This is a genomic window from Streptomyces sp. ICC1 (genome assembly GCF_003287935.1).
Classification (GTDB): domain Bacteria; phylum Actinomycetota; class Actinomycetes; order Streptomycetales; family Streptomycetaceae; genus Streptomyces; species Streptomyces tritrimontium.
Window position 1 is genome coordinate 1825095 of the sequence record NZ_CP030287.1, and the last position, 23983, is coordinate 1849077.

The window sequence follows — 23983 nt, forward strand, 5'->3', positions numbered from 1 at the left end:
CGCACGTCACCCACTGCGGGGTTGACGTGCGCACCGCCGCGCGCGCGTGCCCCTCCGTGGTGTCGATGGCGGAGATGGTGGAGATGGCCGAATTCGTATGCTCTCCTTGGCGGTTCTCCCGGTCGGTGGCGCGATGGCGGGATGATGACCCGATCATCTCTGTTTGTGCGTTCAACTGTTGAGAGACGCAAGTTGCGCGCACGGATCGGATCGCGGGAGGACGTGTGGGGGAGGCCGGCTCGGGCATGCGCCAGGCGGTGCCCGCCGAGTTGTCCAGTTTCATCGGGCGGGAGCGGGAGCTGGCCGCCCTCGCCTCGATGCTCTCCGCCGAACGCCTGGTCACGCTCACCGGCCCGGCCGGAATCGGCAAGACCCGGCTCGCCGTGCGCACCGTACGCACGCTGACCGCCCGCAGCGGGCTCGACGCCGTCTGGGTGGATCTCGCGGCCCTGCCCGAGCGCCACTGGGCGGAAGGGGAGGGCGAGCTCGGCGCCCGGCTCGCGGGACGCAGGGCGCTGCTCGTGCTCGACGGCTGCGAACAGCTCGGTGAAACCGGCCCGGAACTCGTGGCCGAACTGCTCCGGCGCCTCCCGGAACTGCGCATTCTGGCCACCTCGCAGCGCAGGCTGTGCCTGGCCGGGGAGGCGGTGCTCGCCGTGCCCCCGTTGGCGGTGCCGTCAGGCGAAGCGGCGCCGGACCCCGCCGAGCGGTTCCCGGTGGCCGGCATCGAGGGGTACGCGGCCGTCCGGCTCTTCGAGGAGCGGGCGCGCGGCGCCGACCCGTTCTTCGAGCTGACCGAGCGCAACGCCGCCGCCGTGGGCGCGCTGTGCCGGGCACTCGACGGGATACCCGGAGCACTGGAGCTCGCGGCGGGGCGTGCGCACCAGTACGCGCCCGCGCAAGCGCTCCGCAGACTCGGCTCCGACCCGCTGGCCTTCCTCGCGGGCGGCGCCGGGCGCGGCACCAGGGTCGACGCCGAACGCTCGCACCGGCTCGCCCCGCCCGCCGAGCGGCTGCTCTGGGAGCGGCTCTCCGTCTTCGCCGGCTCCTTCGACCGGGCGGCCGTCGCCGAGGTGTGCGGTTTCGGGGCGCTCACCCCGGACACCGCCGTCGAGGCCCTGCAACGGCTGGCCCCCGCCCTGTTGGCGGACGCCGGACCGGGCCGCTACCGACTGCCGCTGTCCGTACGGGCGTACGCGGGCCGGCTGCTCGCGCACGGCCCCGCCGGGGACGGCCCGGCCACCTCCCGGCGCCACCACGAGCGCTGCCGGGTCCTCGCCGAGCGGGCGGCGCGGCTGTGGCGCGCCGGCGCGCAGCGCGAGGCGCGCGCCCTGGCCGTACGGGAACTCCCCGAGCTGCGCGCGGCCATGAACCCGCTCTCCGCCAGCGGCCCGGGCGCGGCCCTGGAGATCGCGGTCTCCCTGTGGTTCCTGTGGTCCGCGTGCGGGATGGTGGCGGAGGGGCGGCGGCACCTGGAACGGGCCCTGGCCCTGCACCCCGCGCCCCGGCCCGCCCGGGCGCTGTGGCTCGCCGCGTGGCTCGTGGCGAGCTTCGGCGAGGCGGACGGCGCCGATCCCCTGCTGGTGGAGGCGTGGACCGCGGCCGTACAGGAGGGCGAGGACACCTGCCTGGCCTACCTCGCGCACGTCAGGGGCACCATCGCGCTGTGGGAGGACCGCTACGAGGAGGCCGCCGCGGAGTACCTGGAGGGACTCGAACTCCTTCCGGCCGATCCCGATCCCGATGCCGATTTCGGACCCGGCCGCGAAGCGCTGGCGGCCGCGCACACCATGGCCGTGGCCCACACCGACCCGGCGTCCGTTCCGGTCGAGGACGGGCCGCCGGACGCCCCGGCCGATCTGTGGGCCCGCGCCTGGGTGAGCTACGCCCACGCCCTGGTCCAGCGCCGCGAGGGCCGCCCGGCGCTGGCCCGCACCGAACTGCTGCGTGCGCTGAGGACCCAGATCGCGCTCGACGACCGGCTCGGGCAGGCCTTCTCGGTGGAACTCCTCGCGGAACTGGAGGCGGACCAGGGCCGCTACGCCGAAGCCGCCCGCCTCCTCGGCGCGGTCTCCCGCACCCGGCCGCCCGCGGCTTCCGCCCCCCGCGCCCAGCGCGTGGTCCGCGCCCGCCTCACCCCGGAGGCCTTCCGGACGTCCTACGCGTCGGGCGCCCGTACGCCGCTGCGCGAGCTCCTGCCGGACCTGGCGGCGTGAGCCGGCGGCGGGCGCCGGGGTGTTCAGCGGGTCGAGTGTTCAGCAGGTCGAGTGGAAGAGCCCGCCGACCCGCTCGGTCGCGGCCAGCCGGTTGTACAGGGCGACCGCCGCGGCCGTCTCCTCGACGTGCACCTCTACCCCGGCGCCCCGCAGCAGGTCCAGCGTCTCGGGCATGGTGTGCAGCCGCAGCTCCATGCCGCGGCTCAGGACGACCTCCGTACAGCCCCGGTCGAGGAGTTCGCGCACGTCCGCCGGCTGGATGCCCGGCTCGTGCCGGGTGCCGTGCACGGCCCAGTCCCACGCGCGGCCGCCGCCCGGGTACAGCACGAAGTCCTTGCCGGGGGCGAGCCCTTCGACCTCCATGCGGCCCCAGGCGAGCGCGGTGACCAGCGGGGACCGGGCCGGCGGGACCCACAGCATGAGGTTGCTCATCAGCTCGGCCTGCTCGATCGCGTCGTCCAGCGCGTGATGCGTGTGCGGGCGCCGGGAGAGCAGCTCGCGCGGCATGCGGCCCTTGACGACGGCGCGCAGCGGGACGCGGGCCTTGGCGGCGTAGAGGGTCTTCATGTCCATGCAGCCCGAGTGCCCGAAGGGGCTGTCGCCGCCGAAGCTCATCAAGTACCAGTACAGGAAGGTCCAGTCGAAGGACGCCGGGTAGGCGCATATCACCGGCTGCGCCCCGGCCGAGACCTCCCGCACCCAGGCGCGGAACTCCGTCATCGCCGCGGCCGGGTCGGCGCCCTCGCGGACCAGCCGGTCGCGGTCCAGTCCGCTCACGGCGAGCGCCTCCGGCACGTACGCCTCGCTGATCGGGCGCAACTCCCGGTAGAAGGTGTCCCGCTCCGGATCGGCGGCCGTATACGAAGCCCCGTCCTGCCGCCCCGCCACGGCGGCCCCGAAACTGATCATCGAGTAGGGCCCGGGGACGGGCCCGTCCGCCTCGATGTCCACGGAGATGTAGAGGCTGGGCCGGGCAGGGCGGGCGGGACGCGCGGTACGGGCTGGCATGCCTGAGAGCATGCCAGCCCGCGGCGGCCCCGATCATTCGAATTAGGGGCGGGAGCCCGTCAGGAGGTGGGCGTCAGGTACATGCCGGTCTGGTCCCCGCCGGCGGTGTTCTTGCAGCCGAACCCGCTGCTCGCCGGCTGCGCGACGACCAGCGCCAGGCAGCGGCCGGCCGCCAGCTGGCCGAAGTGGTTGGGGTGCATGGACTCCTGGATCAGCCCCTGCGTCTCGCTGCTGTCGATCCAGCGCGCCCACTCGCTCGTCTTCGCCGAGGCCGGAACCGAGGAGGTCACCAGCTTGCTCGCCTTCGCGCACACCTCGCGGCCCTGCATCATGTCCTTCAGGTCCAGGAACTGCGCGCCCTTGGCGGCGGCGACCGCCTTGAGGCGCCCGGCGATCTGCGGCACGAGCGAGTCCCGCGCCCAGTCGGAGTCCTTGTTCCAGAACGGGCATCCGCCGGTGTTGAGCCGGCTCCAGTCGCTCTGCGTGTACCGGTTCTCGGCCCCGCGCGGGATCGGCGACGGGTAGGACTGCAGCACGATCCGGTACGAGGAGTCGGCGTAGCCGGCGCCGCGCATCACGGCCCGCACCTCGTCCACGGACTTGCCGACGTCCGCCATGACGGCGTCCATCTTCGCGTTCACGCCCTCCTGCTGGTCGTCGTGGCAGTAGGAGTTCCAGAGGATGAAGTCGTACGCGCACTCCTTGATGATGTCGGCGAAGCCGAGGTCGTTCCCGCCGATGGACAGCGCGATGACCTTGACGTTGTTGCTCGCGGCGACGGCGGCGAGCTGGTCGGCCTGCGGGGCCTCGCCCTTGAAGGCGACACCGCCGTGGGAGGCGCGGAACACGTTCTGCGACGTCGCGCCGGAACAGGCCAGGTTGACGGCGACGTCGGCGATGGCGCCGGCGCTCCTGACCTCGGCGGAGTCCGAGCGGTGGCAGCCGCCGGCCGTGGCCCCGTAGACCTTGCCGGGGTCGTAGGTGCTGCCGCTCACCCAGCCCCGGTCCGTGCCGCCCCGACTGCCGCTGTTGGTCAGGCTGTTGCCCTTCCAGCGCCCGGCCTCGCCGGAGATGTAGCTGTCGCCCATGGACACCGCGGCGGTGGGTCCGTTCCCGGGCCCGGCCACGGCCGTCCCGGCCCCGCCGGCCACCAGTGCCCCGGCGGCGAGCGGCAGTGCCATCGCGAACCCGGCCAGTCGTCGCACTCGACTGCGGGCGGCCCGGTTCGTGCTGTCGTTGCGGAATCCGATCACTGCGGAACTCCTGCGGTCGGCCATGCGGGAGCCGGGAACAACTCCGGTGCATGGCGGGGTAAGTGGGGGTTACCTCCGGCCGGTGGCAATCGGAAAGGTCCCACCCCGTGCGTTGTTACCGCTAGGTACAAGCAAGTTACGAACAAGTAACAACCGGTCGGTCGTTCGGCCCGGAACAGCGGCCTCCGGCGGCTGTTAGATTTTCTCGACAGAAAGCCGAACAGGTGGGGGCAGCCGGTGCAGATGTATCAGATCCTGGACAAGGTGGACTCAGGCGACATCGCCCTTCCCGAGTTCCAGCGCGGCTACGTGTGGACCCGCGACCAAGTGCGCGCGTTCTTCCACTCGATGTACCGGCAGTACCCGGTCGGCAGTTTTCTGACCTGGAGCACGGAGGCCGCCACGGCGGACACCCGGGGCGGGGTGTCGGGCAAGGGCGGGGCGATCCAGCTGCTACTCGACGGACAGCAGCGCGTCACCACCCTGTACGGGGTGACGCGCGGCCGGCCCCCGAAATTCTTCGAGGGCAGGAAAGAGGCCTTCACCGGACTGTATTTCAACGTCGAGACCGAGACGTTCGAGTTCTACGCGCCCGCCAAGATGAAGGTCGATCCCTGCTGGGTCGACGTAACGGGCCTGTTCGCGACGGGAATCGACGGGCTGTTCGCGATCGTGCAGGCCACGGGCGTGGGACAGGACCTTTTCGGCACGTACCACGGACGCCTCAGCAAGATCCTCCAAATGAAGGAGCGGCACGTCCACATCGAGGACGTGACCGGCGAGGACAAGACCATCGAGGTCGTCGTCGACATCTTCAACAAGGTGAATTCCGGCGGCACCAAGCTTTCCAAGGGCGATCTCGCGCTCGCCAGGATCTGCGCCTTCTGGCCGGACGCGCGGCCGACCATGAACGCCGCCCTGGCGTACTGGGCGGAGGCGGGATTCGACTTCAAACTCGACTGGCTCCTGCGCAATGCCAACGCCGTGCTGACGGGCGAGGCGCAGTTCGCCAAACTCGACGAAGTCGGCGTCGCGCAGTTCAAGGTGGGGCTGGAGTCCACGGAGCACGCGGTGTCCCACCTCCTGGACGTCCTCGGCGGACGGCTGGGCCTGGACCACGACCGGGTGCTCGGCGGCCGTGCCGCGTTCCCCGTGATGACCCGGCTGCTGCATCTGAGCGGCGGATCGTTCCCCGACGCCAGGACGTGCGACCGGCTGCTCTTCTGGTACGTCCACAGCTTCCTGTGGGGCCGCCACGCGGCCTCGGTCGAGACCACCCTCAACCAGGACCTCCACGCCCTCGAAGGCGAGGGCGGCGGCGTCGACCAGCTCATCGCGGCCCTGCGCCGCAGCCGCGGCCACCTCGACATCCGCCCGGACGACTTCGACGGGTACACCATCGGGGCGCGGTTCTACCCGCTGCTCTACATGCTCTCCCGCGTCCACGGCGCCCGGGACCTCATCACCGGCGTCCCGCTGAAGCACAACATGCTCGGCAAGATGGCCTCGCTCCAGGTGCACCACATCTTCCCCAAGGCCCGCCTGCGCGACCACGGATACGGCCAGGTCCAGATCAACGCCGTCGCGAACTTCTGCTTCCTCACCCAGGACAGCAACCTGAAGATCAGCGCGAAGGATCCGGCCGAGTACCTGGAGGAGGCCGAGGCCAGGAATCCCGGGGTGCTCGCCAGCCAGTGGATCCCCCTGGACCGGGAGCTGTGGAAGGTCGAGAACTACCCGGCCTTCCTCCAGGCCCGCCGGGAGCTGCTCACCACCGCCGCGAACGGGTTCCTGAACGCGCTGCACGACGGTTCCACCCAAGTCGCCCTGGTGCCGGCCCAGTCCGGCCCGCCCGGGGAGGGCCCCGCGGCCGGGTCGGACGCGGCGCGGCCGGCTTCCGAGGAGGAGGCCCCCGGGCTGGCGCTGCTGCTCCGGATCGTCGCCGAGGCCGGGCTGGCCGCTCCGGACACCGAGGCGGAGGTGGCGGACCCGGACACCGGCGAGGTGATCACCATCGCGGCGGCGGTCTGGCCGCGGGGGCTCCAGGAGGAGTCGGGCAGCCCCGTCGTACTGGTCTTCGAGCCGGAGCCCGGCGTACGGGCGGCGCTGGAGTCGTGCGGTTACCGGGTGTTCCACACGGCCGAAGCCCTGAGCGGGTACATCGCGGGAGCCCGCGCCGCGTAGCCGGCAAGAACGCGGCGCGCATGACGGCGCCCCCGGAGCCGTGGGCTCCGGGGGCGCCGCCGGTTTCCGGCTGCTGTGCGTTTCAGTCGGAAGCGGGTGGTCAGCCGACGAGCTGGTCGTAGGCCGGGAGGGTGAGGAAGTCGGCGTAGTCCGCGTCCAGGGACACCTGGAGGAGGAGGTCGTGGGCCTGCTGCCACTTGCCGGAGGTGAAGGCCTCCTCGCCGACCTCGGCGCGGATCGCGGCGAGTTCGGCCGCGGCGACCTCGCGGGCCAGGTCCGCGGTGGCGAGCTTGCCGTTCTCGAAGACGACGCCGGCGTTGATCCACTGCCAGATCTGCGAGCGCGAGATCTCGGCGGTGGCCGCGTCCTCCATCAGGCCGAAGATGCCGACGGCGCCGAGGCCGCGCAGCCACGCCTCGATGTAGCGGATGCCGACCTGGACCGCGTTGCGCAGGCCGTCGTAGGTGGGCTTCGCGTCCAGGGAGTCGATGGCGATGAGCTCGCCCGCGGCCACGTGGACGTCCTCGCGCAGGCGGTCCTTCTGGTTCGGCTTCTCGCCGAGGACCGCGTCGAAGGAGGCCATGGCGATCGGGACCAGGTCCGGGTGGGCGACCCAGGAGCCGTCGAAGCCGTCGCCGGCCTCGCGGTCCTTGTCGGCCTTGACCTTCTCGAAGGCGATCTTGTTGATCTCGGCGTCCTTGCGGGACGGGATGAAGGCCGCCATGCCGCCGATGGCGTGCGCGCCGCGCTTGTGGCAGGTCTTGACCAGCAGCTCGGTGTAGGCGCGCATGAACGGGGCGGTCATCGTCACCGCGTTGCGGTCCGGCAGGACGAACTTCTCGCCGCCGTCACGGAAGTTCTTGACGATGGAGAAGAGGTAGTCCCAGCGGCCGGCGTTCAGGCCCGCCGCGTGGTCGCGCAGCTCGAAGAGGATCTCTTCCATCTCGTACGCGGCGGTGATGGTCTCGATCAGGACGGTCGCGCGGACCGTGCCCTGCGGGATGCCGACGTAGTCCTGGGCGAAGACGAAGATCTCGTTCCACAGGCGCGCCTCGAGGTGCGACTCCGTCTTCGGCAGGTAGAAGTACGGGCCCTTGCCGAGGTCGATCAGACGCTTGGCGTTGTGGAAGAAGTACAGGCCGAAGTCGACGAGCGAGCCGGACGCCGGGCCGTCCTCGAAGCGCAGGTGGCGCTCCTCGAGGTGCCAGCCGCGCGGGCGCATCACGACGGTGGCGAGCTGCTCGGCGGGCTTCAGCGCGTACGCCTTGCCGGTGCGGGCGTCGGTGAAGTCGATGCGGCGCTCGTAGGCGTCGATCAGGTTGAGCTGGCCGATGACGACGTTCTCCCAGGTGGGAGCCGAGGCGTCCTCGAAGTCGGCGAGCCAGACCTTGGCGCCCGAGTTCAGGGCGTTGATGGTCATCTTGCGGTCCGTCGGACCGGTGATCTCCACACGGCGGTCGTTCAGCGCGGCCGGGGCCGGCGCCACCTTCCAGTCGCCCTCGCGGACCTGTGCGGTGTCCGGGAGGAAGTCGAGGGTGGAAGTGCGGGCGATCTCGGCACGGCGCACGCCGCGGCGGGCGAGGAGCTCGGCGCGGCGGGGGGCGAACCGCCGGTGGAGCTCGGCCACGAAGGCGAGAGCCGCGTCCGAGAGGACCTCGTCCTGCCGGGGCAGGGGCTCGGCGTCGACGATGGCCAGCGATGACGGCGCTGGTGCGGACATATCTGTCACTCCTTCAGCGGCGGTGCCTGGCGGCCGCGGGGAATGCTCGCGCTGGACGGCACGCAGTGCCGTCGGGTGTGGAGAGTTCCGGAATACGGTCGCGGGCGCCGTCTGGGGGTTCAGGGCGCTTCTGACCAGTGGATAGTAATTTCCTCATGGTGGAAGTTCAATGGTTTGTTGATGTCGAGATTCTCTGAGTCGACAGAATCCGCTCGGTGGTGGCCCTCAGTGCCATCGCGGTCACGCCCCGCTGAGGCCGGACGCGAGTCCGGCTCAAGCGAGTCGTGCCAGGTCGGGCGGGGTGTCGATGTCGAACGGCTCCGCGACGTCCCCGCACTCGACCAGCGTGAGCTCCTGCGCGTGCGCCGACAAGTGCACCCGTGCGCCCTTGTCGCCCGTGGCCGTCGCCACGATGTCCGGCCACCGGTCCGCCCCGAAGAGCACCGGGTGCCCGCGCTCGCCCCCGTACGCCGCCGCCACCAGGCTCGTGGGGGAGCGGTAGGCCGCCCTGACCCGGGCCACCGCCTCCGGTCCGATGCCCGGCTGGTCCACCAGGGACACCAGGGCCGCGCGGGCGCCCGTACCGGCCAGCGAGGCGAGGCCGACCCGCAGGGAGGAGCCCATGCCCTCGGCCCAGTCCGGGTTCTCGCGCACCACGCATCCGCTCAGGTCGGCGCGCTCGCGCACCTCCGCGGCCGAGGCGCCGAGCACCACGTGGAGCGGGCCGCAGCCCGCCTCGCGCAGGACCCGTACGGCGTTCTCCACCAGCGGGCGGCCCCGGTAGGTCAACAGGGCCTTCGGGCGGCCGCCCAGGCGTCGTCCGCCGCCGGCGGCGAGGAGCAGGCCCGCGATCACCGGGGGAGCGGAGCCGACCGCTTCCGCCGCGGGCCGGTGCCGGTGCTGTTGCTGCTGGTACTCGTGCTGCTCGTGCGTGCCGCTGTGGGGTGCCATGCCACCGATTCTCGCTCGGGCCCCCTCCCCTGCCCCCGCTCGCGCCGCAGGAGGCGTCCCACGGCGGCCAGCGCGGCCCCGACCCGCAGGGGCTCGGCGATCCGGTTCTGGGCGGCGGCGATCAGGGCCCGTTCGTCACGGTCGGTCAACATCGCGGCATCTCCTTGCCAATCGGGGGCCAATGCAGCGAGTCTGGACTTGGATTGGCCTGGCGGGCAGAGCCAATCGAGGGAGGTTGGCATGGCAAACGGGCGAGTGGTCCATACGGCGGACAGGATGCTCGGCAGCCGCCAGCTCGCCGCCCTGCTCCCGGCGGAGGTACTGGCACGCCCCGGCTACCGGTCCCTGGCCGACGCCGTCCGCACCCTGATCCTCGACGGCCGGATCGCCCTGCACGTCCGGCTGCCCGCCGAACGCGAGCTCGCCGAAGCGGTCGGCGCCAGCCGGGCCACCGTCACCGGCGCCTACGACCTCCTGCGCGAGAGCGGCTACGTCCGCAGCCGGCGCGGCTCCGGCACCTGGACCGAGCTCCCCGAGGGCCACCGCCCGGTCGGCGCGCACGCCCTCGTCGGCGCCGGCGGCTACAGCGCCGACGGCGACCCCGGCATCGACCTCGCCATCGCCGCCATGGGCGCCCCCGAGGGCAGCCTCACCGACGCGCTGGCCTGGGCCGGGTCCAGGCTCCCGGAGCTCGCCCGCAGTCCCGGCTACCACCCCTTCGGGCTGCCCGACCTGCGCACGGCCGTCGCCGACCGGTTCACCCGGCGCGGGCTCGCCACCCGCCCGGAGCAGATCCTCGTCACGGCGGGCGCGCAGCACGCCTTCGCGCTGGTGGTGAGCCTGCTGTGCCGGCCCGGGGACCGGGTGATGACCGAGAACCCGACCTACGCCAACGCGCTGGACGCCCTGCGGCACGCGCGGCTGCGCACCGGGTCGATCGCCGTCTCCGACGCGGGCTGGGACCTGGAGATCGCCGAGTCCGCGCTGCGCCAGACCGTCCCCCGGCTGGCGTACGTGATCCCTGACTTCCACAACCCGACGGGCGCGCTGATGCCGCGGGAGCAGCGGGTGCGGCTGCTCGAGGCGACGCGGCGGACCGGGACCTGGCTGGTGGTGGACGAGACCATCGCCGACATCGCCCTCGACGTGCCCGCGCCCGCCCCGCTGGCCTCGCTCGCGGCGAGGGGCGGGGCCGAGCACGTGGTGACCATCGGGTCGCTGAGCAAGACGCACTGGGGCGGGCTGCGGGTCGGGTGGGTCCGGGCCACCGCCAAGATGATCACGGAGCTGACGGCGGTACGGGTCGCCAGCGACATGACCGGGTCGGTACTGGACCAGCTGGTGGCCCTGCCGCTGCTGGAGGGCCTGGAGCGGTCGCTGCCCGGGCGGCTGGAGCAGCTGCGCGAACAGCGGGCGGCGCTGGTGGCCTCGCTGGAGCGGCACACGCCGGAATGGTCCTGGCAGCTGCCCCCGGGCGGCCTCTCGCTCTGGGTGGACCTCGGCGAGCCGGTGAGCTCCGCGCTGGCGGAACGGGCGGAGCGGGCCGGGGTGCACATCGGCCGCGGCGCCCGCTTCGGGGTGGACCCGGGGACCTTCGAGCACCGGCTGCGGATCCCGTACTCCCTGCCGGCGGACCGGCTGGACGAGGGCGTGCGCCGCCTCGCGGCGGCCTTCCACGACGGCGTCCCGCTGCCTTCGTCGGTGGAGCGCCCGTACTGGGTGGCGTAGGCCGCCCCCGGGATGGGGGCTTACGGCGTGCGGATCAGGCGGCGGGTGGCGGCCGCGGCCACCGCCGAGGTGCGGGAGTCGACGCCGAGCTTGGCGTAGATGTGGACCAGGTGGGACTTGACCGTGGCCTGGCTGAGGAAGAGCTGCTTGGAGATCTGCTGGTTCGAGAGGCCGTCCGCGACCAGCTGGAGGACCTCCAGCTCCCGCTTGGTCAGGGCCTCCGCGGGCGTGCGCATGCGGTCCATCAGGCGCAGCGCCACCGCCGGGGCCAGCGCGGACTGGCCCGCCGCCGCCGTGCGGACCGCCGCCGCGAGCTCCTCCGGCGGGGCGTCCTTGAGGAGGTAGCCCGAGGCGCCCGCCTCCACCGCCGCCAGGATGTCCGCGTCCGTGTCGTACGTGGTCAGGACCAGCACCCGGGGAGCCGAGGGCCGAGCCGTGATCAGCGCCGTGGCCGCCGAGCCGTGCATTCCGGGGCCGGGGCCGAACTGGAGGTCCATCAGGACCACGTCCACCCCGGCGCGGCCGGCGATCTCCACGGCCGCTTCCGCCGTCGCCGCCTCCGCGACCACCGCGAAGTCCGGCTCGGTGTCCAGCACCGCGCGCAGCCCGGCCCGGACCACCGGGTGGTCGTCGGCGAGGAGGAGCCGGATCGTCATGACAGTGCCTCCGCGGGCAAGGGCAGGGTGACGGCCACGGCGGTGCCCTGGCCGGGGGAGGACTCGACCGTGAACAGGCCGCTGAGGGTCTCGGCCCGCGAGCGCATCGCCGGCAGGCCGAAGCCGCCCCCGCCCGAGGGGGCGGAGGAGGCCGAGGAGGGATCGAAGCCCTTGCCGTCGTCGACGATGTCCAGCGTCACGGAGGTGTCCATGAAGGTCAGGGTGATCTCGGCGCGCCCCGCGCCCGCGTGGCGCACCACATTGGCCAGCGCCGACTGCGCGATCCGCAGCAGCGCCACCTCGTAGGGCGTGGGCAGGGGCCGGGGCGTGCCGCTGAGGGAGAACCGGACCCGCGGGCCCGGCGCCCCCGAGCACAGTCGCTCCAGCGCGGCCGGCAGCGAACCGTGCTCCAGGTCGGGAGGCGTGAGGGCCCGTACGAACCGCCGCGCCTCGGCGAGGTTGTCCTGCGCGGCCTCCCGGGCCCGGCCGATGTGCGCCACGGCCGGCGAGTCCGCGGGCAGGCTGCGCTCCGCCGCCCGCAGCAGCAGCTGGATGGAGGAGAGCCCCTGCGCCAGGGTGTCGTGGATCTCCCGGGCGAGGCGTTCGCGCTCCGCCAGGATCCCGGCGGAGCGCTCGGCCGCCGCCAGCTCGGCCCTCGTCGTGATGAGCTCCTCGATCAGCTCGCGGCGCCGCTCGCTCTCCCGGTACAGCGCCTGGTAGCCCAGTACGGTCGCCACCGCCACGGCCCCGCCCAGCAGCGGCCCGAGGAAGGCCCCGGGCGTCACCGACCGGCTGTGCGCGAGGAAGCCGCCGATCGCCGCGCAGGCCGTGACGGCCACGGCCGTCACCCCCCAGCGCAGCCGCAGCAGGTGCAGCTCCAGGAAGTACAGCGGGAAGGCGATCCACAGCCCGTCGGGGGAGACCACGAGCAGCCCCGCCCAGGCCGCGCAGAGCCCGGCCAGCCACACCGCCCCGGCGCGCGCCGAGCGGTGCACCACGGGGGCCAGTACGCCGGCCACGTACACGGCGGCCAGCACGGCGCAGGCCGCGACCACCCAGCCCGCGCGCGGGCTGGAGTCGGCGACGGCCCGTCCGGCGGCGAGCGCGAGCAGGCCGAAGAGCAGCGCGTGCAGGCACAGGCGCAGGACGCGGGAGACCGGGGTCAGGGTGCGGGGAGCAGTCATGGCCTGACCAGCGTAAGTCCGGGTCCGGCGGCCCCGGTCAACCAAAAGTTCGATGTCCGCGTGGGTCCTTGGATACGAGGATTACTACTGTGGCGCGATGCCTTGTGTCCACGCGGAAGACCAAGGTGGGGAACATGTTCGTCGCATGGAGAGATCTACGGTTCGCCAAGGGCCGCTTCGCCCTGATGGGCTCGGTCGTACTGCTGATCACGCTGCTGGTCGGCCTGTTGTCCGGGCTCACCGCGGGCCTGGCCCGGGAGAACATCTCGGCCATCACCGGTCTGCCCGCCACCACCCGCCTCGCCTTCGCCGCTCCGGCCGGGGACCAGAAGGTCTCCTTCACCAACTCCCAGGTGCCCGAGAAGGCCTGGCTGGGCTGGCGGGAGCGGCCGGGGGTGACCTCGGCGGAGCCGCTGGGCATCCGCACCACCAACGCCGTCTCGGGTGAGCGCACCGCTGCGGTGTCGGTCTTCGGCGTGGATCCGGCGGGCCGGCTGGGCCCGCGGGACAAGGGCCTGACCCAGGGGCGGGCGGTCCTCAGCGAGAAGGCCGCCGAGGAGCTCGGCGGGCTCAAGGCCGGCGCCAAGCTCAAGATCGGCCCGCTGGAGCTGACGGTGGCCGCCGTCTCCGGCACGGCGTCCCACAGCCACACCCCGGTCGTCTGGACGGACCTCAACGACTGGCAGCGCGTCGGCAACCCCGGCACCTCCATCGACACCCTCGCCACGGTCGTCGCCCTGGACGCGGCGGGCGACGTGGACTGGGCGGCCGGGGACGAGGCCACCGGCACCAGGGCCCAGACCGTGGACGAGGCGCTGAGCGCGATCGGCTCCTACACCTCGGAGAACGGCTCGCTCCAGCTGATGCGGGGGTTCCTCTTCGCCATCTCCGCGCTCGTCATAGGAGCCTTCTTCACGGTGTGGACCATCCAGCGCAGCGGGGACGTCGCCGTGCTGAAGGCACTGGGTGCCTCCACCCCGTACCTCCTGAAGGACGCGCTGGGGCAGGCCGTGGTGATGCTGGTGCTCGGCACGGGCGCGGGCACCGCGCTCGCCGCCGGCTTCGGCGCCCTGATCAGCGGCGGCGCCGTGCCCTTCGTGCTCGACGCCGCCACGGTGCTGGTCCCGGCCGCCGTCATGATCGCGCTCGGCGCGCTGGGCGCGGCCCTGTCCATCCGGCGGATCACCGCCGTAGACCCCCTGACCGCTCTCGGGAGTGCCCGATGACCCTGCTCGTATCCGACGTCACCCTCACCTACCCGGACGGCGACGGCCGGCTCACGGCCCTGGACGCGGTCGGCCTGGAGGTGCCGGCGGGCACCCTGACGGCGGTCATCGGCCCCTCCGGCTCCGGCAAGTCCAGTCTGCTCGCGGTCGCCGCCACCCTCGTCACGCCCGATACGGGGCGGGTCGTCGTCGCGGGGCAGGACACCGCGAAATTGGGGGCGGCCGAGAAGTCGGCCCTGCGCCGGGAGAAGATCGGCATCGTCTTCCAGCAGCCGAACCTGCTGGCCTCGCTCACCGCCGCCGAACAGCTCCAGGTCATGGCGCACATCAACGGCCGCCCCGCGCGCGCCCTGCGCCGGCGGGCCCTGGAGCTGCTGGACGCGGTGGGTCTGGCGGACAAGGCCGACAGGCGGCCGCACCAGCTCTCCGGGGGGCAGCGCCAGCGGATCAACATCGCCCGCGCCCTGATGAACGAGCCCGCCGTGCTGCTCGTGGACGAGCCGACCAGCGCCCTGGACCACGAGCGCGGCGCCGCGATCCTGGACCTGCTCGTCACCCTCACCCGGGAGCGCTCCACCGCCACCGTGCTGGTCACCCACGACCACGCGCACCTGGAGCGGATGGACGCCACGGCGACCATGACCGACGGCCGTCTGACGCAGGGCGCGGAGCCCGCGCCGGCGGCCTGACGGGCGCCCGTACGGAGCCCCGCGCGGCCGGCGGCCCGGGAGGACGCGAGAGCCCGGCGCCCCCACCAGGGGGCGCCGGGCTCTTTCCGCGTCTACCGCCCGGCCAGGGCCTACGCCGGGTTCTGGCTCTGCAGGGCCACCGACAGCTCGGCGGCGACGCCCTGCAGGATCGGCACGAAGGACTCGGCGACCGCCTCGGTCACCCGCCCGGCCGGGCCGGAGATGGAGATCGCGGCGGCGGTCGGCGAGTTCGGCACGGAGACCGCGAGGCAGCGGACTCCTATCTCCTGCTCGTTGTCGTCGACCGCGTAGCCCAGCTTGCGGACCTGCTCCAGGGCGGCCAGGAAGCCCTCGGGCGTGGTGATGGTCTTCTCGGTCGCGGCCGGCATCCCGGTGCGCGAGAGCAGGGCCCGGACCTCGTCCGCGGGGGTGTAGGCGAGCAGAGCCTTGCCCACGCCGGTGGAGTGCGGCAGCACGCGGCGGCCGACCTCGGTGAACATGCGCATGGAGTGCTTGGACGGCACCTGGGCGACGTAGACGATCTCGTCCCCGTCGAGCAGGGCCATGTTCGCCGTTTCGCCGGTCTCCTCGACCAGGCGGGCGAGGTAGGGGCGGGCCCAGGTGCCCAGCAGCCTTGAGGCGGACTCGCCGAGGCGGATCAGCCGGGGGCCGAGGGAGTACCGTCGGTTGGGCTGCTGCCGGACGTAGCCGCACGCCACGAGGGTGCGCATGAGGCGATGGATGGTGGGCAGCGGCAGACCGCTGGCGGCGGAGAGCTCGCTGAGGCCGACTTCGCCCCCCGCGTCGGCCATGCGTTCGAGCAGATCGAAGGCGCGCTCAAGGGACTGGACGCCACCGCTGGCGGCGGCGGGCTTGGTGGAGTCGTCGGTGGTGCTGGCGCTGGACGTCGGCACGGCGCGGTCCTTTCGGTGCTGGCAGGCAAGGAAGCAGCCTACCGGTCGGTCGGCGTCGGCCCTAGAGCCGGGGCAATGCCGTCCCCGCCGGTCAGAGGCGGTTTGTCCTGGTGGCGGACGTCCTCGGGAAGTTACCTGCCCAGTCCCTGGTGGTGGTAGCTACATTCTGCATAGTGAAATCTTAATTCCATCCTGTGGAAACATCCAATTGCGGAACGGGCGGGTCAGTGGTCCGTCCGGGCGCTCTTGACTGGTTCCGCATCGACGGGAAGACTCCGTCAACAGAACGTTGAATTTCGCTCTGTGGAAGTAGATGGGGAGGTTCCGGTGTCCGACCTGGCTGTGGAACTGGTACTGCGCTCGACGCGCGTCATCACCCCCGAGGGGACGCGCGCCGCTTCGGTGGCCGTCGCCGGCGGGAAGATCGCGGCCGTGCTGCCGTACGAGGTCGACGTACCGGCCGGTGCCCGGCTGGAGGACTTCGGCGACGACGTGCTCCTTCCCGGCCTGGTCGACACCCACGTCCACGTGAACGACCCCGGTCGCACGGAGTGGGAAGGATTCTGGACGGCCACCCGCGCCGCGGCGGCCGGTGGCATCACCACCATCCTCGACATGCCGCTGAACTCGCTGCCGCCGACCACCACGACCGCCAACCTGGTGGTCAAGCAGGAGGTCGCGCGCACCAAGGCGCACGTGGACATCGGCTTCTGGGGCGGTGCGCTGCCGGACAACGTCAAGGACCTGCGCCCGCTGCACGACGCCGGCGTCTTCGGCTTCAAGTGCTTCCTGTCGCCCTCCGGCGTGGACGAGTTCCCGGAGCTCGACCAGGAGCGGCTGGCCGCCTCGCTCGCCGAGATCACCGGTTTCGGCGGCCTGATGATCGTGCACGCCGAGGACCCGCACCACCTGGAGTCCGCGCCGCAGAACCCGGGCCCCAAGTACGCCGACTTCCTGGCCTCCCGCCCCAAGGACGCCGAGAACACCGCGATCCAGAACCTGATCGACCAGGCGAAGCGGCGAGACGCCCGCGTCCACGTCCTGCACCTGTCCTCCTCCGACGCGCTGCCGCTGATCGCCGCCGCGAAGGCCGAGGGCGTGCAGATCACGGTCGAGTCCTGCCCGCACTTCCTCACCCTGACGGCCGAGGAAGTCCCGGACGGCGCCACCGAGTTCAAGTGCTGCCCGCCCATCCGCGAGTCCGCCAACCAGGACCTGCTGTGGGACGCGCTCGCCGACGGCACCATCGACTGCATCGTCTCCGACCACTCGCCCTCCACCGCGGACCTGAAGACCGGCGACTTCGCCACCGCGTGGGGCGGCATCTCCTCCCTCCAGCTGGGCCTCCCGGCGATCTGGACCGAGGCCAAGAAGCGCGGCCGCACCCTCGAGGACGTCGTCCGCTGGATGTCCGCCGCCCCGGCCGCTCTCGCCGGCCTGGCGCAGAAGGGCGCGATCGAGGTGGGCCGCGACGCCGACTTCGCCGTCCTGGCCCCCGAAGAAACGTTCACCGTGGACCCGGCCCACCTCCACCACCGCAACCAGGTCACGGCGTACGCGGGCAAGACCCTGCACGGCGTCGTGAAGTCCACCTGGCTGCGCGGTGCGCAGATCGCCGACCACGGCACCCCGTCCGAGCCCACCGGCCGACTCCTCGAAAGGCAGAACTGACTGTGGCGATTGAATCCTTCACCGGTAACGCGAACCCGTACGGAGGCGGCGACCCGTACGCGGACTACCGCACCGCGGACTTCCCGTTCACCCAGTTCGCGAACCTCGCGGCGCGTGCGCTCGGCGCCGGTGTCATCGCCGCCAACGACGAGTTCTTCGCCCAGCGCGAGAACCTGCTCATCGAAGAGGCCGCGCACTTCGACCCCGAGGACTTCGGCCACAAGGGCAAGGTCATGGACGGCTGGGAGACCCGCCGCCGCCGCGGCATCTCCGCCACCCAGCCCTGGCCGACCGCCGAGGACCACGACTGGGCGCTCGTACGCCTGGGCGCCCCCGGCGTGATCCGCGGCATCGTCGTGGACACCGCCCACTTCCGCGGCAACATGCCGCAGGCCGTCTCCGTGCAGGGCACCTCGGTCGCGGGCTCCCCGACCGAGGAGGAACTGCTCTCCGCCGACGTCAAGTGGACGACCCTCGTCGAGCGCACCCCGGTCGGCGGCCACGCGGCCAACGGCTTCGAGGTGAGCGTCGAGCAGCGCTTCACGCACCTGCGCGTCAACCAGCACCCCGACGGCGGCATCGCCCGCCTGCGCGTCTACGGCGAGGTCCGCACGGACCCGAAGTGGCTCGCCGCGCTCGGCACCTTCGACGTGGTCGCGCTGGAGAACGGCGGCTCGGTGCAGGACGCGTCCAACCGCTTCTACTCCCCGCCGACCAACACCATCAACCCGGGCCGCTCCCGCAAGATGGACGACGGCTGGGAGACCGCCCGCCGCCGTGACAACGGCAACGACTGGATCCGCTACCAGCTCGTCGCCGAGTCCGAGATCCGCGCCGTCGAGATCGACACCGCGTACCTCAAGGGCAACTCGGCCGGCTGGGCCTCGCTGTCGGTCAAGACCGGCGAGGAGGGCGAGTGGACGGAGTTCCTGCCGCGCACCCGCCTGCAGCCCGACACCAACCACCGCTTCGTGCTCGACGCCCCGGCGGTCGGCACGCACGTGCGCATCGACATCTTCCCGGACGGCGGTTTCTCCCGCCTGCGCCTGTACGGCGCCCTGACGGAGGCCGGCGCGGCCGCGCACGCCGCCCGTCACCAGGAGCTGGGCGGCTGACGCCACCCACTCCCGCCCCACACTGACCGCCCCGGGGGCCGACACCCCCGGGCGCGTTCAACAGCCCGCAGGGGCGCACCGGTTGCCGGTGCGCCCCTGCGGCGTTCCCGCCCGCCGGAGGGGCGCACCCGGCGAGATCGCGAGCCGCGACCTCGTGAAGGACGGCCGCCGGCCGGCCTGACCCGCCGGCAGAAACGGGCAGGGCGTTCGCGCGCGCCGCACCGATGAGTCCCGGGCGTCCCGGGAGTCTGAACCGGTGCAAGGACGACCGCACGACGACCGAACAAGGAGCGCGGAACCATGGGAAAGCTGACCCTCACCACCTTCCTCACCCTCGACGGCGTGATGCAGGCCCCCGGCGGGCCGGACGAGGACCCCAGCGGCGGGTTCGAGTACGGCGGCTGGCTGGTGCCGTTCGCCGACGAGGGGATGGGGGAGTTCGTCACCGAGGTCTTCGACCGGGCCGGGGCGTTCCTGCTCGGGCGGCGGACCTACGAGATCTTCGCCTCGTACTGGCCGCAGCACGACGACCCGGCCGACCCGGTCGCGGCCGGGCTGAACCGGCTGCCCAAGTACGTGGCCTCGACCACGCTCAAGGAACCGGCCTGGGGCCCGGCCACCGTGATCGACGGGGCGGACCTCCAGGCCGAGGTCGTCCGGGCCAAGGACGCGCTGGAGGGGGACACCGAGCTCCAGGTGCACGGCAGCGGGGCGCTCGCCCAGTGGCTGCTGGCGCGCGACCTGGTCGACGAGCTGAACCTGCTCGTCTTCCCGGTGTTCCTGGGCGCGGGCCGCCGCCTCTTCCCGACCGGCGCGCTGCCCACGGCGTACGAGCTCCTCGGCTCCCGCACCACCGGGAGCGGCACCGCCATCCACACCTACCGCCCGAAGGGACGCGCCGCCTTCGGCACCTTCTGAGCCGCCCGTCCGAGCCGGCCGTCCGAGCCGGCCGGCGGGGTGTCCGCCGGCCGGGATAACCCCTCGACCGGGCCGATCATGGTCCGGTAGCGTGAACGCTCCCGTGCGAGCCGCCGACGCCTCCACCTCCTCCTGCCGCTGGAGCCCCGGTGTCCACCCTCGCCGCCAAGGGCATCACCACCACGCACACCGTGATCGCGGTGCTCGTGCTCCGGTTCGCCCTGGTGCTGCCCGTGCTCGTCGTCGCGGGGTGGTCGCGGCTGCGCGCGCTCAGCCCCGCCCAACTGCGCGGCGCCGGGGTGCTGGGACTCGTACTCGGCGGGATCTTCCTGCTGGAGACCTACGGGGTCGTGCACACCTCCGCCACCAACGCCGGACTGATCATCAGCCTGACCATGATCTTCACGCCGCTGGCCGAGTCCGCCGTCCGCCGCACCGCGCCCTCGCCCGCCTTCCTCGGCGCCGCGGCCGTCTCCGTCGCCGGAGTCGTGCTCCTCACCCAGGGCGCCGGCTTCACCGCGCCCGGCCTCGGCGACCTGCTCATCCTCGGCGCCGCCCTCGCCCGGACCCTGCACGTCCTGCTCATGGCCCGGATCAAGGCGGTCCAGGACGCCGACGCGCTCTCCCTGACCACCGTCCAGCTCGGCAGCGCCGTCGCCGTGTTCGCCGTACTGGCCGTGCTGCCCGGCACCGGCGCGAGCCCCTGGGCGGCCGCCGCGGACTTCGGGGCCGCCGAGTGGGCCGGGCTCGCCTTCCTGTCCGTCTTCTGCACCCTCTTCGCCTTCTTCGTGCAGATGTGGGCCGTCCGCCGCACCTCGCCCTCCCGCGTCAGCCTGCTGCTCGGCACCGAACCCCTGTGGGCGGCCGCCGCGGGCATCGCCATCGGCGGCGAGCACCTCGGCGCCCCGGGTCTCGCGGGCGTGGCCCTCGTGCTCGCGGGCACCGCCTGGGGGCGGCGCGCCGCTGGCTGAACGATTGTCCGAAACCGCTCCCACGGAGGGTGAACGGCAGTCCTAGGCTGCTCTCCATGCCAGTCCTGGACGTCAGCAACCTCGCCGAAGACTTCAACGAGAACCCCTACCCGCACTACGAGCGGTTACGGGCGAGCGGACCCGTCCACCGCGTCAAGGCGGCGGACGGGGAAGAGGTCTGGCTGATCGTCGGCCACGACGAGGCCCGCCAGGCCCTCGCCCACCCCGACGTGCTGAAGAACTGGCAGACCGCCGGCCTCTACGCCGACCGCACCGCCACCACCACGACGCTCAGCACCAACATGCTGCGCTCCGACCCGCCCCACCACACGCGGCTGCGCCGCCTGGTGGCCCGCGAGTTCACCGCCCGCCGGATCGAGGCGCTGCGCCCCCGCGTCCAGCAGGTGACCGACGGGCTGCTGGACGCGATGGCGGCCGCCCCGGACCGCCGCGCCGACCTGATCGGGGCCTTCGCCGACCCGCTGCCGATGACCCTCATCTGCGAACTCCTCGGAGTCCCCGACCTCGACCGCGGCTCCTTCCGCGCCTGGTGCACCGAGATCGTCGGCCCGAGCGGGCCGGAGCCCGAGAGGGCCGCGCTGGGCGCCATGTCCGGCTACCTGGCCGAGCTCATCGTCGCCAAGCGCGAGCGCCCCGGCCCGGACCTGTTCAGCGCCCTGATCCGGACCCGGGACGAGGACGGCGACCGGCTGTCCCGGGCCGAGCTGGTCGGGATGGCCTTCCTGCTGCTGATCGCCGGCTACGAGACCGCGGTGAACCTGCTCGGCAACGGGGTACGGGCCCTGCTCGCCCACCCCGGCCAGCTGGCGGCCCTGCGCGCCGACCCGGACGGGCTGATCGACGGCGCGGTGGAGGAGATGCTCCGCTACGACGGCCCGGTCGAGAGCGCCACCTACCGCTTCGCCCGCGCCGACCTGGAGATCGGCGGGACCTTCATCGCGGCCGGCTCTCCCGTACTGGTCTCCCTGGCCGGCGCGAGCCGCGACCCGGCCCGCTTCGCGGACCCCGGCGCGGGCTCCCGCCCCGGGCCCGAGGCGTTCGACATCCACCGCACCGGCCAGAGCCACCTGGCCTTCGGCCACGGCATCCACTTCTGCCTCGGCGCCCCGCTGGCCCGGCTGGAGGCCCGTATCGCGATCCGGTCCCTGCTGGAACGATTCCCCGGCCTGGCCGAGGACCCGCAGGCGGGGCCGCGCGACTGGCTCCCCGGGACCCTCATCCGGGGCGTCAAGCGGCTGCCGGTCCGCTGGTAGGCGCCGGCCGATGACCGCCACCCGCTCACAGCCCCGGCAGCTCCTCCAGCCGGACCACGCGCCGCTCGCGGCGCGAGCGCTCGCAGGCCTCCGCCACCCGCAGCGCGGCGAGCGCCTCGACCCCGTCGCACGGATTGGGGCCCTCGCCGCGCACGAGGCGGACGAAGGCCGCCAGCTCCGCCTCGTACGCCGGGGCGAACCGCTCCAGGAACCCCGACCACGGCTTGCTCGCCGGGGGCGGGCCGTGCGGCTCGGTCGAGGCGATCGGCGTGCGGTCGTCCAGCCCGGTGGAGACCTGGTCCAGCTCCCCGGCCAGCTCCATCCGCACGTCGTAGCCCGCGCCGTTGCAGCGCGTGCCGGTACAGGAGACCAGCGTCCCGTCGTCCAGGGTGAGGAGCGCGGCGCCGGTGTCGATGTCGCCCGTCTCCCGGAACCGGGGCGGCCCCGCGTCCGACCCGGTCGCGTACACCTCGGCCACCTCGTGCCCGGTCACCCAGCGGACCATGTCGAAGTCGTGCACCAGGCAGTCCCGGAACAGGCCGCCCGAGGTGGCCAGGTACGAGGCCTCCGGCGGCGCCGGATCGGCGGTCGTGGTCCGTACGGTGTGCAGCCGCCCCAGGGCTCCCGAGCGGACCAGCTCCCGCGCCGTGCCGTAGCCCGCGTCGAAGCGGCGCATGAACCCGAGCTGGAGCACCCCGCGGGCCGAGGCCACCTCGCGCAGCACCGCCAGGGTGCGGTCCAGGTCCGGGGCGACCGGCTTCTCGCAGAACACCGGCAGGCCGCCGCGGATCGCCCGTACGACGAGCTCCGCGTGCCCCTCGGTGGCGCACGCCACCACCAGCGCGTCCACGCCCCAGGTGAAGACCTGCTCGACGCCGGGCGCGGCGGTGGCGCCGAGCCGGTCGGCGAGGCGGGCCGCCCGCGCGGGGTCGGCGTCGGCGAGCAGGAGCGAGCCCGCGTCCGCTTGGCGGGCCAGTGCCGCCGCGTGGAAGGACCCGATCCGGCCCGTTCCTATGAGCCCGATGCGCATGCACTCAACGTGGCCCCGTCCGGGGGACCTGTCAATCTGCCCGGCTGCGTCCCGATGAGTCCGAGATGGCCCCGATGACCTTGCATGGTGCACTGTGACGGATACTGGGCGGCTGCGGCCGCGAACACACGACCGCCCGGGCGGGCGCGGCGCGAGCGGCGCGGACGCGTCGCACCGGCCGCGGTACGGCGCCGGGACAGCGGCGGGACGAACGAAAGGCACGGCAGACGTGGCTAGGGTCAAGGCAGGGGTGCGCGTCGTGGGCGCGGTGCTCGCGGCGGTACTGGGAGCCTCCCTCGTGGGCTGCAGCAGTACGGGCGGCAAGCGTGCCGAGGATCGGGCGAAGGCCGAGGCGGCGGGCCGGCCCGCGGTGTCCACTCCGCGCTGGACCTTCGCGATGGTCACCCACGCGGGCGACGGCGACACCTTCTGGGACATCGTCCAGAAGGGCGCCAAGGAGGCCGCGGCGAAGGACAACATCAACTTCGTCTACGCCCACGACGACCAGGCGCAGCAGCAGGCGCAGTTCGTCCAGAACGCCATCGACCAGAAGGTCGACGGGCTGATCGTCTCGCTGGCCAAGCCCGAGGCCCTCAAGGACGTCCTCGCCAAGGCCGTCAAGGCCGGCATCCCGGTGATCACGGTCAACTCCGGATCCGCCCAGTCCGCCGCGTACGGGGCGCTGACCCACATCGGCCAGGACGAGGAGATCGCCGGCGAGGCGGTCGGCACCGAGCTGGCCAAGCGCGGCAGGAAGAAGGCCGTCTGCGTCCTGCACGAGCAGGGCAACGTGGGCCACGAGCAGCGCTGCGCCGGGGCGAAGCGGACGCTCGGCGAGGGCGGCGGGACCCTGGAGAACCTGTACGTCGAGGGCACCAACATGCCGTCCGTCCAGGCCGCCCTCCAGGCCAAGCTCCAGGCCGACCCGTCCGTCGACGCGATCGTCACCCTGGGCGCGCCCTTCGCCCCCACCGCCGTCAAGGCCAAGGAGGCCGCGGGCAGCAAGGCGGAGGTCGACACCTTCGACCTGAACGCCTCCGTGGCCCGGGACCTGAAGTCCGGCGCGCTCGGGTTCGCCGTCGACCAGCAGCCCTACCTCCAGGGGTACGAGGCGGTCGACCTGCTCTGGCTCCACCGCTACAACGCCGATGTGCTCGGCGGCGGCCGCCCGGTCCTCACCGGGCCGCAGATCGTCACCGCGGACCAGGCCGCCGAGCTGGAGGAGTTCATCAAGCGGGGCAGGCGCCGGAGATGCGTATAAGAGGCAGGGGCGAG

19 protein-coding genes are annotated in these 23983 nt (G+C 73.0%); 11 read left to right on the top strand and 8 right to left on the bottom strand.

The window, feature by feature from the left end:
- Nucleotides 1–224 precede the first annotated feature (224 nt).
- A complete protein-coding gene (locus DRB96_RS08620; RefSeq protein WP_112447886.1) occupies nucleotides 225–2216 on the top strand; it encodes a hypothetical protein in 1992 nt (663 codons plus the stop codon).
- A gap of 39 nt (nucleotides 2217–2255) precedes the next feature.
- Here the strand turns inward: DRB96_RS08620 and DRB96_RS44400 are convergent, their stop codons facing one another.
- Complete coding sequence (locus tag DRB96_RS44400) at nucleotides 2256–3224, bottom strand: MTH938/NDUFAF3 family protein (RefSeq protein WP_239516098.1); 969 nt, start codon at nucleotides 3222–3224, stop codon at nucleotides 2256–2258.
- A gap of 59 nt (nucleotides 3225–3283) precedes the next feature.
- On the bottom strand, nucleotides 3284–4477 hold the full coding sequence (locus DRB96_RS08630) for a GDSL-type esterase/lipase family protein (protein ID WP_239516099.1): 1194 nt from the start codon (nucleotides 4475–4477) through the stop codon (nucleotides 3284–3286).
- Between the two features lie 243 nt (nucleotides 4478–4720).
- On the opposite strand from DRB96_RS08630, the gene DRB96_RS08635 reads away from it, so the two are divergent.
- Nucleotides 4721–6661: a DUF262 domain-containing protein gene (locus DRB96_RS08635; protein ID WP_239516771.1), complete on the top strand. Its 1941-nt coding sequence runs from the start codon at nucleotides 4721–4723 to the stop codon at nucleotides 6659–6661.
- A 100-nt stretch (nucleotides 6662–6761) separates the two neighbouring features.
- On the opposite strand, the gene aceB is transcribed toward DRB96_RS08635, so the two are convergent.
- Both aceB and DRB96_RS08645 read right to left on the bottom strand, forming a co-directional pair.
- The gene (gene aceB / locus DRB96_RS08640; protein WP_112447889.1) at nucleotides 6762–8381 is read right to left on the bottom strand and encodes a malate synthase A; all 1620 of its coding nucleotides are present in this window, start codon (nucleotides 8379–8381) and stop codon (nucleotides 6762–6764) included.
- 273 nt (nucleotides 8382–8654) lie between these two features.
- Nucleotides 8655–9236, bottom strand: a complete 582-nt coding sequence (locus tag DRB96_RS08645; RefSeq protein WP_343234696.1) for a nucleotidyltransferase family protein — start codon at nucleotides 9234–9236, stop codon at nucleotides 8655–8657.
- A 336-nt stretch (nucleotides 9237–9572) separates the two neighbouring features.
- On the opposite strand from DRB96_RS08645, the gene DRB96_RS08650 reads away from it, so the two are divergent.
- Entirely contained in the window at nucleotides 9573–11060 is a 1488-nt protein-coding gene (locus tag DRB96_RS08650) for a PLP-dependent aminotransferase family protein (protein ID WP_112447891.1), read from the top strand.
- A 20-nt stretch (nucleotides 11061–11080) separates the two neighbouring features.
- Here DRB96_RS08650 and DRB96_RS08655 read toward each other — a convergent pair whose 3' ends face one another.
- A complete protein-coding gene (locus tag DRB96_RS08655) occupies nucleotides 11081–11716 on the bottom strand; it encodes a response regulator transcription factor (protein ID WP_112447892.1) in 636 nt (211 codons plus the stop codon).
- Nucleotides 11713–12900 (bottom strand): sensor histidine kinase, encoded by a 1188-nt coding sequence (locus DRB96_RS08660; RefSeq protein WP_112447893.1) that lies wholly within the window; start codon nucleotides 12898–12900, stop codon nucleotides 11713–11715. The genes DRB96_RS08655 and DRB96_RS08660 overlap by 4 nt, the downstream gene beginning before the upstream one ends.
- A gap of 134 nt (nucleotides 12901–13034) precedes the next feature.
- Between DRB96_RS08660 and DRB96_RS08665 the strand changes: the two genes are divergently transcribed.
- Nucleotides 13035–14126 (top strand): ABC transporter permease, encoded by a 1092-nt coding sequence (locus DRB96_RS08665; RefSeq protein WP_112453293.1) that lies wholly within the window; start codon nucleotides 13035–13037, stop codon nucleotides 14124–14126.
- On the top strand, nucleotides 14123–14815 hold the full coding sequence (locus DRB96_RS08670; RefSeq protein WP_112447894.1) for an ABC transporter ATP-binding protein: 693 nt from the start codon (nucleotides 14123–14125) through the stop codon (nucleotides 14813–14815). Before DRB96_RS08665 ends, DRB96_RS08670 begins: the two co-directional genes overlap by 4 nt.
- A 110-nt stretch (nucleotides 14816–14925) precedes the next feature.
- Here DRB96_RS08670 and DRB96_RS08675 read toward each other — a convergent pair whose 3' ends face one another.
- A complete protein-coding gene (locus tag DRB96_RS08675; RefSeq protein ID WP_112447895.1) occupies nucleotides 14926–15729 on the bottom strand; it encodes an IclR family transcriptional regulator in 804 nt (267 codons plus the stop codon).
- A gap of 327 nt (nucleotides 15730–16056) precedes the next feature.
- On the opposite strand from DRB96_RS08675, the gene allB reads away from it, so the two are divergent.
- The 5 genes from allB to DRB96_RS08700 all read left to right on the top strand — a co-directional run bounded on the left by allB (nucleotide 16057) and on the right by DRB96_RS08700 (nucleotide 21678).
- A complete protein-coding gene (gene allB / locus DRB96_RS08680; RefSeq protein WP_112447896.1) occupies nucleotides 16057–17400 on the top strand; it encodes an allantoinase AllB in 1344 nt (447 codons plus the stop codon).
- Nucleotides 17401–17402: 2 nt separating this feature from the next.
- Nucleotides 17403–18515 (top strand): allantoicase, encoded by a 1113-nt coding sequence (gene alc, locus DRB96_RS08685; RefSeq protein ID WP_112447897.1) that lies wholly within the window; start codon nucleotides 17403–17405, stop codon nucleotides 18513–18515.
- Between the two features lie 300 nt (nucleotides 18516–18815).
- Nucleotides 18816–19433 (top strand): dihydrofolate reductase family protein, encoded by a 618-nt coding sequence (locus DRB96_RS08690; RefSeq protein ID WP_112447898.1) that lies wholly within the window; start codon nucleotides 18816–18818, stop codon nucleotides 19431–19433.
- Between the two features lie 149 nt (nucleotides 19434–19582).
- Nucleotides 19583–20404, top strand: coding sequence for a DMT family transporter (locus tag DRB96_RS08695; protein ID WP_239517711.1), 822 nt, complete (start codon nucleotides 19583–19585; stop codon nucleotides 20402–20404).
- Between the two features lie 56 nt (nucleotides 20405–20460).
- Nucleotides 20461–21678 carry a cytochrome P450 gene (locus tag DRB96_RS08700; protein WP_112447899.1) on the top strand — a complete coding sequence of 406 codons (1218 nt, stop codon included), beginning with the start codon at nucleotides 20461–20463 and terminating at the stop codon, nucleotides 21676–21678.
- A gap of 25 nt (nucleotides 21679–21703) precedes the next feature.
- Here DRB96_RS08700 and DRB96_RS08705 read toward each other — a convergent pair whose 3' ends face one another.
- Nucleotides 21704–22708 (bottom strand): Gfo/Idh/MocA family oxidoreductase, encoded by a 1005-nt coding sequence (locus tag DRB96_RS08705; RefSeq protein WP_112447900.1) that lies wholly within the window; start codon nucleotides 22706–22708, stop codon nucleotides 21704–21706.
- Between the two features lie 229 nt (nucleotides 22709–22937).
- Here DRB96_RS08705 and DRB96_RS08710 point away from each other — a divergent pair, with 229 nt between their 5' ends.
- Nucleotides 22938–23969, top strand: coding sequence for a sugar ABC transporter substrate-binding protein (locus DRB96_RS08710; RefSeq protein WP_112447901.1), 1032 nt, complete (start codon nucleotides 22938–22940; stop codon nucleotides 23967–23969).
- Nucleotides 23970–23983 lie beyond the last annotated feature (14 nt).

Excerpts from the sequence above, each read along its gene's own strand:
- DRB96_RS44400 (WP_239516098.1), bottom strand. The coding sequence starts at position 3,224 with ATGCCAGCCCGTACCGCGCGTCCCGCCCGCCCTGCCCGGCCCAGCCTC.
- DRB96_RS08635 (WP_239516771.1), top strand. The coding sequence starts at position 4,721 with ATGTATCAGATCCTGGACAAGGTGGACTCAGGCGACATCGCCCTTCCC.
- aceB (WP_112447889.1), bottom strand. The coding sequence starts at position 8,381 with ATGTCCGCACCAGCGCCGTCATCGCTGGCCATCGTCGACGCCGAGCCC.
- DRB96_RS08650 (WP_112447891.1), top strand. The coding sequence starts at position 9,573 with ATGGCAAACGGGCGAGTGGTCCATACGGCGGACAGGATGCTCGGCAGC.
- DRB96_RS08655 (WP_112447892.1), bottom strand. The coding sequence starts at position 11,716 with ATGACGATCCGGCTCCTCCTCGCCGACGACCACCCGGTGGTCCGGGCC.
- DRB96_RS08660 (WP_112447893.1), bottom strand. The coding sequence starts at position 12,900 with ATGACTGCTCCCCGCACCCTGACCCCGGTCTCCCGCGTCCTGCGCCTG.
- DRB96_RS08665 (WP_112453293.1), top strand. The coding sequence starts at position 13,035 with ATGTTCGTCGCATGGAGAGATCTACGGTTCGCCAAGGGCCGCTTCGCC.
- DRB96_RS08670 (WP_112447894.1), top strand. The coding sequence starts at position 14,123 with ATGACCCTGCTCGTATCCGACGTCACCCTCACCTACCCGGACGGCGAC.
- DRB96_RS08690 (WP_112447898.1), top strand. The coding sequence starts at position 18,816 with ATGGGAAAGCTGACCCTCACCACCTTCCTCACCCTCGACGGCGTGATG.
- DRB96_RS08700 (WP_112447899.1), top strand. The coding sequence starts at position 20,461 with ATGCCAGTCCTGGACGTCAGCAACCTCGCCGAAGACTTCAACGAGAAC.
- DRB96_RS08705 (WP_112447900.1), bottom strand. The coding sequence starts at position 22,708 with ATGCGCATCGGGCTCATAGGAACGGGCCGGATCGGGTCCTTCCACGCG.